The 16,433-nt window shown below is 70.1% G+C and carries 19 protein-coding genes; 3 read left to right on the plus strand and 16 right to left on the minus strand.

Going from position 1 to position 16,433, the window contains the following annotated elements:
- Positions 1-72: 72 nt before the first annotated feature.
- A complete protein-coding gene (gene nadA, locus ACWEKR_RS27110; RefSeq protein WP_195087742.1) occupies positions 73-1,116 on the minus strand; it encodes a quinolinate synthase NadA in 1,044 nt (347 codons plus the stop codon).
- A gap of 77 nt (positions 1,117-1,193) precedes the next feature.
- On the opposite strand from nadA, the gene ACWEKR_RS27115 reads away from it, so the two are divergent.
- Entirely contained in the window at positions 1,194-1,958 is a 765-nt protein-coding gene (locus ACWEKR_RS27115) for an NUDIX hydrolase (RefSeq protein WP_452356860.1), read from the plus strand.
- 78 nt (positions 1,959-2,036) lie between these two features.
- Here ACWEKR_RS27115 and ACWEKR_RS27120 read toward each other — a convergent pair whose 3' ends face one another.
- Complete coding sequence (locus ACWEKR_RS27120; protein WP_452356861.1) at positions 2,037-2,213, minus strand: hypothetical protein; 177 nt, start codon at positions 2,211-2,213, stop codon at positions 2,037-2,039.
- 372 nt (positions 2,214-2,585) lie between these two features.
- On the opposite strand from ACWEKR_RS27120, the gene ACWEKR_RS27125 reads away from it, so the two are divergent.
- On the plus strand, positions 2,586-2,789 hold the full coding sequence (locus ACWEKR_RS27125) for a cold-shock protein (protein WP_040741190.1): 204 nt from the start codon (positions 2,586-2,588) through the stop codon (positions 2,787-2,789).
- Between the two features lie 76 nt (positions 2,790-2,865).
- On the opposite strand, the gene ACWEKR_RS27130 is transcribed toward ACWEKR_RS27125, so the two are convergent.
- The 4 genes from ACWEKR_RS27130 to bioB form a co-directional block, all read right to left on the minus strand.
- Positions 2,866-3,174 carry a DUF1353 domain-containing protein gene (locus tag ACWEKR_RS27130; protein ID WP_452356862.1) on the minus strand — a complete coding sequence of 103 codons (309 nt, stop codon included), beginning with the start codon at positions 3,172-3,174 and terminating at the stop codon, positions 2,866-2,868.
- 77 nt (positions 3,175-3,251) lie between these two features.
- Entirely contained in the window at positions 3,252-3,899 is a 648-nt protein-coding gene (locus tag ACWEKR_RS27135; protein ID WP_452356863.1) for a DUF2567 domain-containing protein, read from the minus strand.
- Positions 3,899-4,126 carry a biotin synthase auxiliary protein BsaP gene (bsaP, locus tag ACWEKR_RS27140; protein WP_452356864.1) on the minus strand — a complete coding sequence of 76 codons (228 nt, stop codon included), beginning with the start codon at positions 4,124-4,126 and terminating at the stop codon, positions 3,899-3,901. The genes ACWEKR_RS27135 and bsaP overlap by 1 nt, the downstream gene beginning before the upstream one ends.
- Before the next feature lie 32 nt (positions 4,127-4,158).
- On the minus strand, positions 4,159-5,172 hold the full coding sequence (bioB, locus tag ACWEKR_RS27145) for a biotin synthase BioB (protein WP_452356865.1): 1,014 nt from the start codon (positions 5,170-5,172) through the stop codon (positions 4,159-4,161).
- A 104-nt stretch (positions 5,173-5,276) separates the two neighbouring features.
- Between bioB and ACWEKR_RS27150 the strand changes: the two genes are divergently transcribed.
- The gene (locus ACWEKR_RS27150; protein WP_159845910.1) at positions 5,277-5,861 is read left to right on the plus strand and encodes a TetR/AcrR family transcriptional regulator C-terminal domain-containing protein; all 585 of its coding nucleotides are present in this window, start codon (positions 5,277-5,279) and stop codon (positions 5,859-5,861) included.
- Positions 5,862-5,928: 67 nt separating this feature from the next.
- Here the strand turns inward: ACWEKR_RS27150 and ACWEKR_RS27155 are convergent, their stop codons facing one another.
- The 10 genes from ACWEKR_RS27155 to ACWEKR_RS27200 form a co-directional block, all read right to left on the minus strand.
- Positions 5,929-7,071: an alpha/beta hydrolase family protein gene (locus ACWEKR_RS27155; RefSeq protein ID WP_452356866.1), complete on the minus strand. Its 1,143-nt coding sequence runs from the start codon at positions 7,069-7,071 to the stop codon at positions 5,929-5,931.
- 101 nt (positions 7,072-7,172) lie between these two features.
- Positions 7,173-8,396, minus strand: a complete 1,224-nt coding sequence (locus ACWEKR_RS27160; protein WP_452356867.1) for an MFS transporter — start codon at positions 8,394-8,396, stop codon at positions 7,173-7,175.
- 205 nt (positions 8,397-8,601) lie between these two features.
- A complete protein-coding gene (locus tag ACWEKR_RS27165; RefSeq protein WP_452356868.1) occupies positions 8,602-9,951 on the minus strand; it encodes an LLM class flavin-dependent oxidoreductase in 1,350 nt (449 codons plus the stop codon).
- Positions 9,948-10,700 carry an ABC transporter ATP-binding protein gene (locus ACWEKR_RS27170; protein WP_195087726.1) on the minus strand — a complete coding sequence of 251 codons (753 nt, stop codon included), beginning with the start codon at positions 10,698-10,700 and terminating at the stop codon, positions 9,948-9,950. The genes ACWEKR_RS27165 and ACWEKR_RS27170 overlap by 4 nt, the downstream gene beginning before the upstream one ends.
- Complete coding sequence (locus ACWEKR_RS27175) at positions 10,676-11,539, minus strand: ABC transporter permease (protein WP_195087724.1); 864 nt, start codon at positions 11,537-11,539, stop codon at positions 10,676-10,678. The genes ACWEKR_RS27170 and ACWEKR_RS27175 overlap by 25 nt, the downstream gene beginning before the upstream one ends.
- Positions 11,539-12,630 (minus strand): ABC transporter substrate-binding protein, encoded by a 1,092-nt coding sequence (locus tag ACWEKR_RS27180; RefSeq protein ID WP_195087722.1) that lies wholly within the window; start codon positions 12,628-12,630, stop codon positions 11,539-11,541. The genes ACWEKR_RS27175 and ACWEKR_RS27180 overlap by 1 nt, the downstream gene beginning before the upstream one ends.
- A gap of 63 nt (positions 12,631-12,693) precedes the next feature.
- Positions 12,694-13,857: an alpha/beta fold hydrolase gene (locus tag ACWEKR_RS27185; protein ID WP_452356869.1), complete on the minus strand. Its 1,164-nt coding sequence runs from the start codon at positions 13,855-13,857 to the stop codon at positions 12,694-12,696.
- Positions 13,858-13,908: 51 nt separating this feature from the next.
- Entirely contained in the window at positions 13,909-14,352 is a 444-nt protein-coding gene (locus ACWEKR_RS27190) for an SRPBCC domain-containing protein (protein WP_452356870.1), read from the minus strand.
- A 234-nt stretch (positions 14,353-14,586) separates the two neighbouring features.
- Complete coding sequence (gene bioD, locus ACWEKR_RS27195; RefSeq protein WP_452356871.1) at positions 14,587-15,261, minus strand: dethiobiotin synthase; 675 nt, start codon at positions 15,259-15,261, stop codon at positions 14,587-14,589.
- Positions 15,258-16,406 carry an 8-amino-7-oxononanoate synthase gene (locus tag ACWEKR_RS27200; protein ID WP_452356872.1) on the minus strand — a complete coding sequence of 383 codons (1,149 nt, stop codon included), beginning with the start codon at positions 16,404-16,406 and terminating at the stop codon, positions 15,258-15,260. Before ACWEKR_RS27200 ends, bioD begins: the two co-directional genes overlap by 4 nt.
- Positions 16,407-16,433 lie beyond the last annotated feature (27 nt).

The raw sequence follows: 16,433 nt of genomic DNA on the forward strand, positions 1-16,433 counted from the left end.
GCCCTCCGGCGCGGGCGTCGCGCTCAGCGCGCCCCGCCGGAGAGCGACCCGCCGCCAGGGCAGCGGTCGGACTCATTCACCGCCGCCGGGATTGCCGATCGCGATCATCCGCTGCACCGAGTTACGTCCCAGCGCAGCGGTTTCCGGATCGACGTGCACCTCGTCGCGGCCCTCCACCAAGCAGCGCAGCAGCGCCGCCGGGGTGATCATCTTCATGTACTTGCACGAGGCCCGGTCGTTCACGGCCTGGAAGTCGATGCCGGGGGCGGCCTTGCGCAGCTGATGCAGCATGCCGACCTCGGTGGCCACCAGCACCTGATTCGACTTCGCCGCCTTGGCCGCGTCGATCATGCCTCCGGTGGACAGGATGTGCACCCGCTCGGCCGGGAACGCGCCCTCGCCCGCGAGGTACAGCGCCGAGGTGGCGCAGCCGCATTCGGGGTGCACGAACAGCTCCGCGTCCGGATGGGTGCGCGCCTGCTCGGTCAGCTCGTCGCCGTTGATGCCCGCGTGCACGTGGCACTCACCCGCCCAGATGTGCATGTTCGCGCGACCGGTGACCCGTTTGACGTGGGCGCCGAGGAACTGGTCGGGCAGGAACAGCACCTCGCGGTCAGGGTCGATCGAGGCGACCACGTCCACCGCGTTGGACGAGGTGCAGCAGATGTCGGTGAGGGCCTTCACCTCGGCCGTGGTGTTCACGTAGGACACGACGACCGCGTTCGGGTGCTCGGCCTTCCAGGCGCGCAGTTCCTCGGCCGTGATCGAATCCGCGAGCGAACATCCCGCGCGCTGATCCGGGATGAGCACGGTCTTGGCGGGGCTGAGAATCTTGGCGGTCTCGGCCATGAAGTGCACGCCGCAGAACACGATCGTGTCCTCGGGCGCCTCGGCCGCGATCCGCGACAGCGCCAGCGAGTCGCCGACATGGTCGGCCACGTCCTGGATCTCCGGCAGCTGGTAGTTGTGCGCCAGGATCGTCGCGTTGCGCTCCCTGGCCAGTCGCTTGACTTCCTGTGCCCACTCCGGCCCAGCCTCGACACCCGCGAACCCGGTGGGCCCGTCGAACACCTGCCCCATCAGCGGAGGCGCCAGTTTCGCACCCGTCGTCGCCATGGATGGCTCCCTTCCTCGTGCGGTCGGCTACCCCGCCGATTCGCACCTAACCAGGTTTTCGACTTATAATCGAAAACGTGGCCCATAGTAGCACCATCCACGAATCGCTCACCGCGGTGTTCCAGGTTCGCCGCTTCCCCCGAGACATCGCCGCAGGTCACACCTCCGTGGATCGCGCGGAGGGCATGCTGCGGCGCTGTCCGCCCGATCAGCGGACCGAACTCGCGGTGCTGCTGTGGGAGCGGGCGCTGGACCCGCAGAAGGGCACCTGGTCGCTCCCCGGCGGCCGGCTGCGCGACGACGAGGACCTCGACACCTCCGCGCGCCGTCAGCTCGCCGAGAAGGTCGACGTGCGCGAGTTGAGCCATCTGGAACAGCTTTCGGTGTTCAGCGCCCCCGACCGGGTGCCGAGCCCGCGCCGCATCGCCTCGGCCTACCTCGGCCTCGTTCCGCTCACCGCCGACCCGCACCTGCCCTCGGACACCTCCTGGCACCCGGTCTCGGCGCTGCCGGACATGTCCTTCGACCACCGCACGGTGGTCGACCACGCCCGCACCCGCCTGGCCGCGAAACTGTCCTACACCAACATCGCCTTCGCCCTCGCCCCGGACCGGTTCACGATGTCCACCTTGCGCGAAATATATTGCGCCGCACTCGGATACGACGTAGATCCGACGAACCTCCAGCGAGTTCTGTCCCGCCGCAAAGTGATCACGCCCACCGGCGCCACCGCCGCACCCGGCCGAGCGGGCGGCCGCCCCGCCGCGGTCTACCGTTTCAGCGACTCCGGCCTGCGCGTGACGGACGAATTCGCCGCCCTGCGCCCGCCCGGGGCATCCTGATCACTTCACTACGCCGGAACACTTCCCACACTCGAACAGTTCCTCGCGCACTGTCGGCGTATGGCGAGCAGGTTTCGCTCAGTAGTCGGTGGCCGCTTTGCCGTGCTTGTCCCGGCGTCGATACTGCCGCTTGCTCGGCACCGGGCGCGCGGCATTGCTGCGGCGCAGGGCATCTCGCCGCCGCCACGCCGCCAGATCAGCGCGCTCCTTCTCGGCAGGAGGCGTTTCGGCCGCCACTCGATGTGCTCGACTCATCGCCTACCTCCTTCGGCACTTCTCGGCCGCTTCCGGCCGCCCACCCTATCCTCGCTGCCATTCGCACCTCTACGTATTTTCGTCGCCGGTACCCTGCGGCTACCTCGACGGCGGACCGGCCGCACCGATCCCCGTCTGTGCACGGCGGCTCGGCCGCACGGCTCGGTCAGTCCGCCACGAGAGCGGGCGAGTCGGCCGGGAGACCTTTGCCAGGGGTCGAGCAGTGGGATCGACGACGAGCGCTCGTGTCGGTTTGCTCACAAACCGGGGTGCGCGGTGTGAAGTGGAACCGGTTCATGGCAGGGTGGACCGTGAGACCGGGCTATCGAAGTGATTCGCTCGGCTCACCTACAGAAAAGATTGAAGTAAGCAATGGCTCAAGGCAGTGTGAAGTGGTTTAACAGCGAAAAGGGCTTCGGCTTCATCGCGCAAGACGGTGGCGGCGCCGACGTCTTCGTTCATTACTCCGCCGTGTCCGGCTCGGGATTCAAGTCCCTCGAAGAAGGACAGCGCGTGGAGTTCGAGATCGGCCAAGGACAGAAGGGCCCGCAGGCCCAGGACGTCCGCGCGATCTGATCGACGTAGCCAGGTAAGAGCCCCGCGCCTTTCGGGTGCGGGGCTTTTGCGTGTTCCGGCGTGGCGGCGTAACCGGTCAGGCGGTTTTCACCTGCGGGTCGGGTGGCGGGGCTTCGGTCCGTTGCGCCACCCGCGATGCGGCCCAGAAGGCCAGTTCGACCAGCCAGAACAACAGGAGGAACACCGTCACCACGGTCACGGGGACGACCATGAAGAACACCGAGGGAACAGCGACGGCGACGAACCGGGCGACATCGCCCGCGCTCGCGCCACGCAACCGGTGAGCCGCGCGCACGGCCGCCCACATCATCCAGCGGCGCGGCAGCGACACCCCGAGTTCGTGCAAGCTCCTGCGGAAGATGCCATCGGCGTCGGCCACGCTCACCGCGTTCGAACCGAGGTCGCGTCCTGTTCCTTCCGCGCACGCTTCGCTCCACGCCCACGGTGGTACGAGACGACGCCTCAGTACCGCGGCCGGTATTCGGGAACCGAATACTGCTCCGAGGCAGGCTCGTAGCCACGATAGGGCAGCTCTCCCCCACTCGCAGCCGCACCGTAGGGGACCGCGGCGCGGGTGTCGTATCCTTCCTCGTCCCGGGCGGCGCCGCGGCCGCTGCCGAGATCCTCCGACGCGCTGAGCGCGGCGAGGAACAGCATCACGAACGACGCGATCAGCGGCTGCACGATCAGCGCGAGCGCACTGCCCAGTTCGATCGGCAACGTGACGATCTGGCCCACCGGCGGGTCGCTCGGGCGTGGATGCGACCAGGCGGCGATCTGCTCCCCCGCGGTGGCCATCACCACCGCGCCCAGGCCGGAGCCGATCAACAGGCCGATCTGCTGCAGCGGCCCGCGTGCCGAACGCCACCGCCACACAGCGAGCGCGCAGAGCAGCCCGAGCACCGCTCCCGCCAGCACGAAGATCGCCAGCGCGTCGAATTGATGCGTGCTCTCCCCGGTCAGCGCCACCCCGCGGCCCGGCTCCACCACGAGCAGCCGCTCGGTCGGCGCCGAGAAGCCCCATGCGACGCCCGCGAGCGCGCTCACCACCACCACGGCGGCGGCGACCACTGCCGCCGCGCGCGCCTCGGCCCGCACCGACGACGCCACTAGCGGCGTTCCGATGCGGCCGAGTCGATGACGCCGTGCCGGGAGCACTTGGCCCACCAGCCGTCCGGGTTCACCTGCACGATCATGCGGCGACCGCACTGTTCGCAGAAGCGCGGCGGCTCCAGGCCCAGCGCGGCGGCGGCCGGGATGACGTCGTCGAGGCCCGGCACGATTCGCTTGCCGGTGAACGGGTTGTAGCGCTCGTCCATAGTGATGACAGTACCCATGCTCGTCTGCCTCATCGTCGCAACCGAGCCGGTCAGAGCGTTTCGTTGAGCGCCTTGATCGGCATCTTCAGCTCGCCGAGCAAGTCCAGGTCCTGTTCGGCCGGGCGACCGAGGGTGGTCAGGTAGTTGCCGACGATGACGGCGTTGATGCCGCCCAGAATGCCCTGCTTGGCGCCCAGATCACCCAGGGTGATCTCGCGGCCGCCCGCGAAGCGCAGCATGGTGCGCGGCAGCGCGAGCCGGAACGCGGCGACGGCCCGCAACGCGTCGGAGGCGGGCAGCACCTCCAGATCGCCGAACGGGGTGCCCGGTCGCGGGTTGAGGAAGTTCAGCGGCACCTCGTCGGGCTCGAGTTCGGCCAGGTTCGCGGCGAACTCCGCGCGCTGCTCCAGCGTCTCGCCCATGCCGAGGATGCCGCCGCAGCAGACCTCCATGCCCGCTTCGCGGACCATGCGCAGGGTGTCCCAGCGCTCCTCCCAGGTGTGCGTGGTGACCACGTTGGGGAAGTAGGAGCGCGAGGTCTCCAGGTTGTGGTTGTAGCGGTGCACGCCCATGGCGGCCAGCTGGTCGACCTGCTCCTGGGTGAGCATGCCGAGCGAGCAGGCCACTTGGATGTCGACCTCGTTGCGGATCGCCTCGACGCCCGCGGCCACCTGGGCCATCAGGCGCTCGTCGGGACCGCGCACCGCTGCCACGATGCAGAACTCGGTGGCGCCGGTCTTCGCGGTCTGCTTGGCGGCCTCGACCAGGCTCGGGATGTCCAGCCACGCGGCGCGCACCGGGGACTGGAACAGGCCCGACTGTGAGCAGAAGTGGCAGTCCTCCGGGCAGCCGCCGGTCTTCAGGCTGATGATGCCCTCGACCTCGACCTCCGGGCCGCACCACTTCATGCGCACCTCGTGGGCGAGGGCGAGCAGTTCCTCCAGCTGGTCGTCGCCCGAGCGCAGCACCTCGAGGGTCTGCTCCTGGTTCAGTCCTTCCCCCCGCTCGAGCACCTGCTCGCGGGCGATCGACAGAATGCCGGTGTCTACAGGTGCCTGGGTCACTGCAACGAATCCCTTCGTCCGGCCGAGGTGGCCGTGCAACTTGAACGGTGTTCAGGCTAGGGTAGCGGTAGGAGTGAGTCAAAGCACGACGGGAAGGGCATCGAGTGCAATTGCACCGGGCGGACGTGGTCGACGGCGCCATCGCGATTCTGGACCGATACGGCCTGGCCGACCTCACCATGCGCAGATTGGCCGGTTCCCTCCAGGTCCAGCCGGGCGCGTTGTACTGGCACTTCCCCAACAAGCAGGCGTTGCTGGGCGCGGTGGCGGACAAGATCCTCGCGCCGATGGAGGACCCGATCGAGGCCGAGGAATGGTCGGGGCAGCTCACCGAACTGGCCCACCGGCTGCGCAACTGCCTGCTGGCCTACCGCGACGGCGCCGAATTGGTCTCGGCGACCTATGCTTCCCGGCTCACCACGAGCAAGGGACGGGAACGTCTGGTGAGCGCCGCGATCCGGGCGGGCATGCCGCGCGAAGAGGCCGAACTCACGGCGTTCACGCTGCTCTACTACGTCCTCGGCGAGACCGTGGACGAGCAGTCGCGGATGCAGATGGACTCGGTGGGCGCCCTGCCCGAGGGCGCGTCGCCGCTGGAGGAAACCACCGACGCCACCGCCCGTTTCGACTTCGGCCTGCAACTGTTCGTCGCGGGTGTGCGGCACCTGCTCGGCACCCGCGTCCGCTGACGCCCAGTGGGTGAGGACGGCAGTTCCGGACTCGGCGTCGCGGCGGGCCGGACGGCCCCGCGCCGAGTCAGCGCAGGTGGGTCTCCAGAAATGCCAACGTGTCCGGAAGCGATGCCAGAAAGGCGCCGCTGTGGTCCTTGCCCGGGTACTGCTGAACTGTCACCCGGATTCCGGTGTTCGCCTCTCGCAGTGTCGTCCCGTAGTTCTCGGTGTCGGTGGGCGGCACATCGATGTCCGCGGTGCCGTAGCCGATCATGAGATCACTGGTGAAACGGTCTTCCGGGTATCCCGTCAAGGCGGCGATGTCCGCGGCGAAGGTGGGCGTCGGCCGGTCGGGATCGGCGACAAGCGTCCACGGCCGGCGGCCGCCCGCGTGCTCGACCAGATGCGAAAGACATTCGTGCGCGGCTTTTTCCACGAATCCCTTGCCGAAATCGGAGAGGTACGGGGTGACGCTGCCTGGGTTCAGTTCCTCCATCGAGGCCAGGAAATACGCCGCGTAGGCGATCTGATTCTCGGAGCCGGCGGAGGTTCGCCGGAACATCTCCGGCAGGCTCTTGCTGGGGTCGGTGCGCAGACCGGTGGCTACCACTCCGCTCAATCCCGTGGCGGATCCGCCTTTCTCGGCGTACAAGCCGGCCGCGCTCATCGCGGCGTGCGCACCTTCCGACTGGCCGACGACAACCCACTTGTGCGACAGCGGAATCGGAGTCGCGCGCATCGCCGCGACCGCGTCCACTATCGACATCCCCTCGACGTTCGCGTTGTAGTAGCTGAACTGCCCGCGCGTGCCGAGCCCCTGATAGTCGGGAGCCAGCACCGCGTATCCGTGGTTCAGTATCTGATCGAAATAGGTTTTGTTCCGCTCGGACTGCGGGCGGCGCGACGGTGCGCAGGCATCGCCGATGCCCGCGGTTCCATGTGCCCACACCACCAGCGGCCAGCCGCCCCGCGGCGGTAATCCCGCGGGTAGATACAGCGCACCGGACGCCTGCGCGGGCGCGCCGTGCTGATCGATCGTGGTGTAGACGATCCCGAACGACGCCGCGGCCTCGGAAAAGGTCCACGCGGGATCGAGCAGCTCGATCCCGCTCAGCTGCCCGGTCGCCGGGATTTCCGCGGTCGCCGGCGCCGCCCCGAAGGTGACCGTGACACACATGCTCACCGCTGCGGTGACGAGACCGAATCGACGACGGAAGGATATGGGCATGCCGCAGCACCCTACCGACGCACGCCGGTGACAACGCCGCAGCGACACCTGCCGAGAGTGGAAATCTCATATCCCGCGGAAGGGTGGCCGAGGCCGAGCGTCTACCCGGTCTCGGCGGAGGCCTGCCGCGCCGGTGGTCCGACCGCGCCAGGGAACCATCGGTGCATCGTGTAGGCGCCCGCGGCGGCGGCGAGCGCGAGCGCGATGGCCGCTGCGCCGAGCACGGTCACGGCGCTGATCGCGCCGACCGCCACCGGCCCGGCGAACATGCCGAGGTCGTGGGTGAGCCGCCAGGCGCCGAGGAATTCCGCGCGCTGCCCGTCGGGCGCGACATCGGCGCCTACCGTCATGATCAGCCCGTTGCTCATGCCGTTGGCGAGACCGAGCAGTAGGGCGGCGCAACCGAGCCCGAGCACCGAGGAAGTCCACGGCAGCACGCCGAATCCGGCGGCGAACAGGATCATCGACGGCACGCCGGTGGCGCGTCTGCCGTAACGATCCAGCCACACCCCGGCCGGATAGGACATCAGCACGTCCATCGCGCCCGCGACGCCGAACACCAGGCTGGTGGTCGACGCGCTCATCCCGATGTGCGCGGCCCACAACGGCAGCAACGCAAGCCGCGCCGCCCGCGCGGCGCCGACCAGCAACGCGGCCAGTCCGAGCGTGCCGAGGGTCCTGCGGTGCTCGACCACGATCGCGGTCAGGGCGGGCCCGGCGCCCGACCCACCCGATGCCTCGGGCGATCGGATCGCCGCCATGGCCGCGCCCGATACCACCGTGGCCACCAGTTGTAACCACAGCGCACCGTGGGGACCGAGCGAATGCACCACGACCGCACCGAGAAACGGTCCACAGAAGAACCCCAGCCGCATCGAACCGGCCAGCGTGGACATCGCGCGCCCGAGGTCGTGCGCGGGCACCACGGTTACGAGATAGGACTGGCGGGCCAGGCCCCACACCGCGCTCGCCGCGCCGCCCAGCAGCATTCCCAGCGCGAGCACGCCGACATTCGGCGCGACGATCGCCGTGAGCACGCCGATCGCCCCGAGCACCGAGCCCACCGCCAGCGCGCCGCGCTCTCCGATCGTGGCGACGACCCGCCCGGCAGGCAGATCGGTGAGCACCATGCCCAACCCGGACAGGGCGACGACGACTCCGGCCAGACCGGCCGAAGCCCCCAGATCCAGCGCGCGCAGCGCGTACATCGGGGCCGCCGCGCCGGACCCGATGCCGTACACCACCATCGGCACGAACACGGTCCAGACCAGCGACCGCAACCGCACCCCCGCCACTTCGCCGAGCGCGACAGTACGCTCGCTCATCGCCGCGTCGACCGGGTGTTCCGGGAGCGTCGCCGCGCCCGGCTCCGGCTGGTCAGGTCCCGTCCGCAAGCACCGGCCGAGGCGAGGCCGACCCCTGTCGGCCACAGGCCCCACCGGAGTGCGATTCGCTGGTCGGTGCCGGTTCGCACACCGTCGGCATCGAGCAGCCGCAGAGCAGCGGGACAGTCGCTGCCGTCGGCGCCGCTCACCGGGTCAGCGCGGGCTGCAGGGCGAAGCGGCTGTCGGGTCGGGGCAGGCCGAAGTGGTCGCGCAGGGTGGTGCCGGTGTACTCGGTGCGGAACAGGCCGCGCTCCTGCAGGATCGGCACGACGGTCTCCGCGAAGACCTCCAGGCCGCCCGGGTAGTACGGCGGCATGACGTTGAATCCGTCGGCGGCGCCGTTGCGGAACCATTCCTCGATGGTGTCGGCGACCTGCTCGGGGGTTCCGGCGAACACCCGGTGACCGCGCGCACCGGCGAGGCGGTGCAGCAGACCGCGCACGGTCGGCCGTTCGCGCTGCACGATGCCCGCCACGACCTGCAACCGGCTCTGCCCGTTGTCGGTGACATCGCCCGCGTCGGCGAACAATTCGACCGGAATGGGCTCGTCCAGCGACAGGTGCCGCAGGCTCGTCCCGGCGATGCCCTCGAGCTGGGTCAAGCCGTACTCCGGCACGGTGAGTTCGTTGAACTCCCGCTCCAGTTTCTTGGCCGCCGCCTCGGTATCGGCGATGAACGGGCTGATCCCGGGCAGGATCTTGACGTGCTCGGGGTCGCGCCCGAAGTCGCGTGCCCGCGCTTTGATGTCGGCGTAGAACGCCTGCGCGTCGCTGAGCCGCTGATGCGCGGTGAAGATCGCCTCGGCGTACTTGCCCGCGAACGCCCGGCCGTCGTTCGACGAGCCCGCTTGCACCAGCACCGGGTGGCCCTGCGGCGTGCGCGGCGCGTTGAACGGCCCGCGCACGCGCAGGTGTTCGCCCTCGAAGTCGATCCGGTGGATCTTCTCCGGGTCGGCGTACACGCCGGAGGCCCGGTCCAAGACGATGGCGTCGTCTTCCCAGCTGTCCCACAGCGCGAGCACCGCGTCGACGAACTCCCTCGCTCGCGCGTATCGCTCGGCGTGCCCGGGATGCTCGGCCAGGCCGAAGTTCGCCGCCGCGAGGTCGGTGCCGGTGGTGACGATGTTCCAGCCCGCGCGGCCGCCGGAGATGTGGTCCAGCGTGGAGAACAACCTGGCCAGGTTGTAGGGCTCGTAGTACGTGGTCGACGCGGTGGCGATGAGGCCGAGGTGCGTCGTCGCCGTGGCGATCGCGGTGAGCAGGGTGATCGGCTCCAGGCCGGAGGCCGCGTTGTGCTTGACCTCGGTGCGCAGGGCGGGACCGTCGGCGAAGAACACCGCGTCCAGCTTCGCCGCTTCGGCGGTGCGGCCGATCTCCTGGTAGTAGGCGACGTCGTAGATCCGCTCGGGGCTGCTCCACGGATGCCGCCAGGCGGCTTCGTGGTGGCCGGAGGGGTAGATGAAGGCGTTGAGGCTGAGTTGGCGCGGTGTGGTCATGAGGCTTTCTTCTCGTCGGTGGGCGTGTCCGCGACGTCGACACCCAGGCTGGCCAGCAGCAGGGAGCGGTGCCGCAGGAACGCGGGGTCGCCGTGGCGGCGGGGGCGTTCCAGGTCGATGCGCTGGTCCACCGCGATGCGACCGTCGTCGAGCACCAGGACGCGATCGGCGAGCAGCACCGCCTCGTCCACATCGTGGGTGACCAGCAGGACGGCGGGCCGATGCTTGGTGCACAGATCCTGCAGCAGCGCGTGCATCTTGATCCGGGTCAGCGCGTCCAGCGCGCCGAACGGCTCGTCCGCCAGCAGCAGTTCGGGTTCGCGGACCAGCGAGCGCGCCAGCGCGACGCGCTGTTGTTCGCCGCCGGAAAGTTCCTTGGGCCAGGCTTTCTCCCGTCCGGCGAGCCCGACCTCGGCCAGCGCCGCGCGACCGCGACCGGCCGCGTCCGAGCCGCCGAGGCCGAGGGTGACGTTGTCGAGCACCCGCGCCCAAGGCAGCAACCGCGAGTCCTGGAACACCACGGAGCGCTCGGCGGGCACGCTCAGCTCGCCGGATCCCGGCACGTCGTAGTCCAATTCGGCCAGCGCCCGCAGCAGCGTGCTCTTGCCGGAACCGCTGCGGCCGAGCAGGGCGACGAACTCGCCACCGGCGATGTCGATGTCGAGGTCGCGCAGCACGACCCGGTCGCCGAAGCCACGGCGCAGCCGCCGGGCGCGCACGACGTTCAGTCCCCGAGTGTCTGCCGCCATGACAGCGCCTTCCTTTCCGCGGCGCGCACCAGGATGTCGCCGAACAGCCCGAGTAGGCCGTAGATCACCAGGCCGACCACGATGATGTCGATCTGGCCGTAGGTGCGGGCCTGAGTCATGAGATAGCCGATGCCGCTGGTGGCGTTGACCTGTTCCACCACGACCAGCGCCAGCCACGAGATGGTGACGGCCAGCCGCAGGCCGGTGAAGAATCCGGGCAGCGATCCCGGCAGTGCGATCCGGCGGATGAACCCCCACCGCGACAACCCCACCGTCTGGGCGAGTTCCACGTACCTGGCGTCGACGCTGCGCAGGTGCGCGTGGGTGTTCAGGTAGATCGGGATCGCCACGCTGGTGGTGATGACCACCAGCTTCATCTCCTCGCCGATGCCGAACCACACGATGAACAGCGGGATCAGCGCGAGCGTGGGAATGGCGCGCTTGATCTGGATCGGGCCGTCCACCAACGCTTCCCCGATCCGGCTGAGCCCGGCCACCAACGCCAGCACCAGGCCGATCGCGACACCGAGCGCGAGCCCGATCGCGGCACGCTGCACGGAGGTCAGCAGATTGCTCTGCAGGCGGCCGTCGGCGAGCAGGTCACCGGCGGTCTCGGCGACCGTCCACGGGGCGGGCAGGGTTTCCTGATCCAATGTGCCCGTGGTGGAACCGAGCACCCACGCCGCGATCAGCAAGGCGGGTCCCAGCGCGATGCCGAACGGAATCGGGCGGCCGGGTCCCAGGCGCGGTCGGGCCGGTTTGCGTTTCGCCAGTGCGGGCCGGGCTTCGGAGCGGCCGCGCCCGATGCGGCGCAGCACACCGGCGTCGAGGGTCGCCATCAGCGTGCCTTCGGTTCGAACGAGGCGCCGCTCTCGGTGACCGCCTGCGTGATCGCGGCGTCGAAGCGCAGGTCGAAACCGGTGGACGCCTGCACCTTCTTGGGCAGTTCGCCCGCCTTGGCGATGGCGTCGATGGTGGCCTGCTGCCGGTCGACGAGCTGCTGGTCCAGATGCGGGAAGACGTAGACACCCAGCGATTCCACGATGCGCTTGGCGTCGTCGGCGCTCACCTTCTGGTTCTCCACGTAGTACCGGCGCGCCCAGTCCTCGGGGTGGGTGTTGGCCCATTGGTAGGCCCGGACGAACGCGCCGACCAACGCGCGCGCGGCGGCCGCCTTCGCCGGGTCCCGCACGACGGCGCGGCGGGCGTAGAGGTAGGCGAGGCCGCCGTAGATGCCCGCGGTCTCGGAGTCGGGTATCAGCGAGGCGCCGGGCGTGCGCAGGAACCGGGTGACGTTCGGTTCGATCAGCGGCGCGACGTCGACCTGGCCGGTGCGCACCGCATCGGGGAACTCGGCCAGTTGCAGCCGGATCAACTGCACGTCGGAGGTGGTGAGACCGGCCTTGTCGATGGCGCGCAGCACGGCGGCCTGCTGCGCGGTGCCTTCGGCGTAGGCGATCTTCTTGCCCTTCAGATCCGCCAGTTTCGCCACCGGCTTGCCCGGCGCCACCGCGAGTTTCAAGGCGGTGGTGCTGGTCTGATAGGACGCGATGATCGGCACGTCCTGCCCGGCCACCAAGGCATGAATCGGCGGGACGTCACCGACCTGCGCCACATCGGCGGCGCCCGCGCGGAATGCCTCCAGGATGGCCGGACCGCCGACGAAGTTGGCGAACTCCACCTTGAACGGCAGCTTGTCGAGCTCGCCGGACAGGCGCAGCACGGACTGCAGGCGCTCGGACTGGTCGGCGACCACCAGGGTGGTTCCGGCGGGAACCTCGGTGGGCAGCGGTCCGTCGGCGGTGGGACCGACCGGCTTGTCGTCCTTCGCGCAGCCGGTGAGTCCGAGCGTCGCGACGGTCGCCACGGCGAGCAATGCGGCGGTCGCGCGGCCACGGAGGCCGGACCGGAACGTACTTGGTCGGAACATAGGCGAATTGAAACAAGACGAAACCGGCGCGAAAACCGTTTGTCTCAGCCTGGTTCGAACCCCTCAGCGCGGCGGCGCGGCCACCGTCGTCGACCGGACCTGCTGTTGATAGCGCTGCACGAACGGCAGGATCTGCTGCTCGATCACCGTGTTGTACTCCCGCGGGCGCTGCATCGGATTGGCGTGCCCGGTGTTTCGCGCCAGCACCACCAGCAGCGTGCCGTCCACTCCGCCGGACTGCTCGATCAGCACCCGGTGGGAGTACTCGACGTCGACCACGCGGTCGGCGCTCGCGTTGCGTGGCCGGATGAAGACGATCGCGGGCCGCGGCTTGTCCGCGACGGGCTGGGCCAGGGTGCGCAGGTCGTCGGCCGCGCCACCGGCCACGATGGCGGTGAACTGCGATTCGATCAGACCGTTGCTCGCGGCGTCGCGCGAGCCGATCTTCTCCCGCAGCACTTCCGTCAGCACCTCGCCCAGCTTGCCGAAGCGGATGCCGGGGACCCCGTCGCCACGGTCGAGGAAACGGTCGCGGCGGGCATAGGTCTCCACGGCCAACCGCAGCGCCCGGCTCTCCCGGGCTCCGGGCAGCCAGCCCATCCAGCGCAGCATGTCCTCACCGCGCCCGCGGCTCTCCGGCCGGACGGCGTTCAGGTCCACCGGCGTGCAGTCCAGCACCACCCCGACCAGCCTGCGATCGCTGTCGCGGTGGATGTGCTCGGCGACCTCCAGCGCGATCACGCCGCCCATGCTGTGGCCGACGAGCACGACGTTGCGCAGGCCGGACAGTTCGGCGGCGCGCACGACGAGGTCGGCGATCACCTTGGTGTCGAGGCCCTCGTTGTCGTAGCGGATCGCCCACACCATGCCCATTCTGCGCAGCGCGGGCAGTGCTGCGGCGGTGTCACTGGCGTCGAGCCCGCCGAGCCCGACCAGGTCCACCACGACGGTGTCCCAGTTCTGCGGGTCCACCGGCGGGGCGACGGGCAGGATGGCCGGCTCGGTGCGCGCCAGTCGCACCTGTTCCGGCGCGACGTCGTACTTCCAGTACTGCGCGAATACCACCAGTCCGGTCAGCAGCAGTGCGGCCACCCGAAGCAGCGTCATTCTGGTCCGGCGCAACGTCTTCCACCCGTGCCCCAGGCTCGTGTCCCGCAGCCGAGCTCGGCGTCGCGCGTCGTCCCAATCGGAGACGGTGGACGGGTGCCGGGCGTCCATCGGCGACATCCACCCCACTGTAGGCACGGATGCGGATGGTCGCCACGAGCCCGCTACCGCTCAGCGTGCCGCCTCGGCGATCGCCGCGAGTTTGCCGAGCGAGATCCGCCAGCCGAGTTCGTTGTCCTCGGGGGTGATGGCATCCGGAAGACCTTCATGCATCGCCACGACATCGGTGCCTCCCCCGGCGTCACCGAGGACGTAGGTGATGGTTTGCTTGCCGGTCGCCGTTGGATCGTCGGTCTCGACCTGGATGACCCCCACTACCTGCTCGTCCGGGATCAGCCGGGCGAAACGACCGTGGTAGGTGTCGCCGGTACCGGTGGACTCGTCGGCGGTGAACGTGATACGGAACACGCCGCCTTCGGTGGGATCGAATTCGTGCACACGGCTGGACATTCCATCGGGCCCCACCCAATGCCGCACCGATTCCGCGTCCAACAGCAGGCGGTAGACAGTCGCGCGGGGCGCACGCACGTGCCACCGGATCCATGTCGCGGTCATGCGTCTCACTCTAGGCAGCGGCACCGACAGACTCACGCAGCGCTTTACGCCGAGACGGGCCGACCTAGGGCCGAATCATTCGGCCACCTCCTGCGCCCCACCCCAGGCACGACCACGCAGGCAGACTTCCGCCCAACTCGGCGAACTCCGCCCCGACCCCGGACGCGACCACGCGCCCGAACTGCCGCACAACTCGGCGAGTTCGTCCGAGGTTCACCCCGCGGGCGCGACTCGTCAGCGGAACGGCGACCACGCGGGATCGAACCAGCCCGGGGCGGCGGCGGTGAATCGCGCGCGCTGCCAGCCGCCCGCGCCCTCCGGCACCGAGCCCACCAGGTCGACGCCCGTGACACGGGGCAGGTCGGTGCGGTTGCACTCGGCGGCCAGGTCCGGTTCGGCGGGCCAGGAACCGATCACCAGGCCCGCGCATCGCACGCCCGCCGATTGCAGGGCGCGGGTGGTCAATTCGGTGTGGTTGAGCGTGCCCAACGCGGCGGCGGTGACCAGCAGGACGGGCGCGCCGAGTTTCTGCGCGAGGTCGAGCAAGGTGAAATCGCCGAGGCGCACCAGCAATCCGCCCGCGCCCTCGACCAGGACGAGGTCGGCGTCGGACAGGGCATCGACGGCGGCGGCGGTATCGGCGAGGGTCAGTTCCGGCAGCCCGGCGCGGCGGGCGGCGGTGTCGGGCGCCAGCGGGTCCGGGTAGCGGGCGAGTTCGACCGTCCGGGTGACGCCGGACAGCCGCTGGATCTCCGCGAGGTCACCGGGTTCGCCTGCCGCGACACCGGTCTGGCCCGGCTTGCACACCGCCACCGAACGACCGTTGGCCCGCGCCGCGGCGGCGACCGCCGCGGTGACGACGGTCTTGCCGACGTCGGTGGAGGTTCCGGTGATCAGCAGGACGGTCATGCGGGCACCGCCTCGCGCGCCTCGGCCAGTACGTCACCGAGCACCGTCGCGATGCCGTCGAGTTCGGCCGCGGTGAGATTCGCCCGCGCGGTCAGCCGCAGTCGCGACGTGCCCTCCGGAACCGTCGGCGGGCGGAAGCAGCCCACGTCCAGTCCGCGCGCCCGGCACGCCTGGGCGGCATCGAAGGCTGCCTGCGCCGGGCCCAGGACGACCGGCACCACCGCCGAGGGTGGCGTGGGCACACCGGCGATCCGCGCGATGTCCGCGGCGCGAGCCAGCACCCGCCCGGCCAGTTCCGGTTCGGCGCGCAGCACGCGCAGGGCGGCCCGCGCGGCGCCGACGGCGGCGGGCGCGAGACCGGTGTCGAAGATGAACGTGCGCGCGGCGTCGACGAGGTGGGCGCGCACCCGCGCGCCGGCCAGCACTACACCGCCCTGTGCGGCAAGGGATTTCGACAAGGTCGCGGTGATCACCAGGTCCGGCGCTCCGGCCAGGCCCGACTCGTGCACCAACCCGCGTCCGCCCGCGCCGCGCACGCCGAGGCCGTGCGCCTCGTCCACCACGAGCACTGCCGCGTTGGCCCTGGTCACGCGGTGCAGTTCGGCCAGCGGGGCGAGGTCGCCGTCGGCGCTGAACACCGAATCGGTGAGCACCAGCGCACGGTCTTCCGTTCGCTCCGACAACAGCCGGTCCACCGCCGCGACGTCACGGTGCGGCGCGATCTCCACCCGGGCGCGGGAGAGGCGGCACGCGTCCACCAGCGACGCGTGACTGCCCGCGTCGGAGACCACGAGCGAGCCGCGCCCGGCGAGTGCGGTGACCGCGCCGAGGTTGGCCGCGTATCCGGAGGCGAACACGAGTCCGGCTTCGGCGCCGACGAATTCGGCCAGCTCGGTTTCCAGCAGTTCGTGCTCGGTGGTGGTGCCGGTGACCAGGCGCGACCCGGTCGCCCCCGCGCCCCAGCGGCGCACCGACTCGATCGCGCCCTCGAGCACTTCGGGATGGTGGACCAGGCCGAGGTAGTCGTTGGAGGCGAGGTCGATCGTTGTCGCCCGCGGGGCGCGCGGGCGCAGTTCCCGGCGCAGTCCCGCGGCCACGCGCGCGGCGGCGCGTTCGTCCAGCCAGCTCAGCGGATCGGTAGTCACAGCTGAGCAGCATACTTGAACACCGTT

The sequence above is a fragment of the Nocardia sp. NPDC004573 genome (assembly GCF_053602135.1).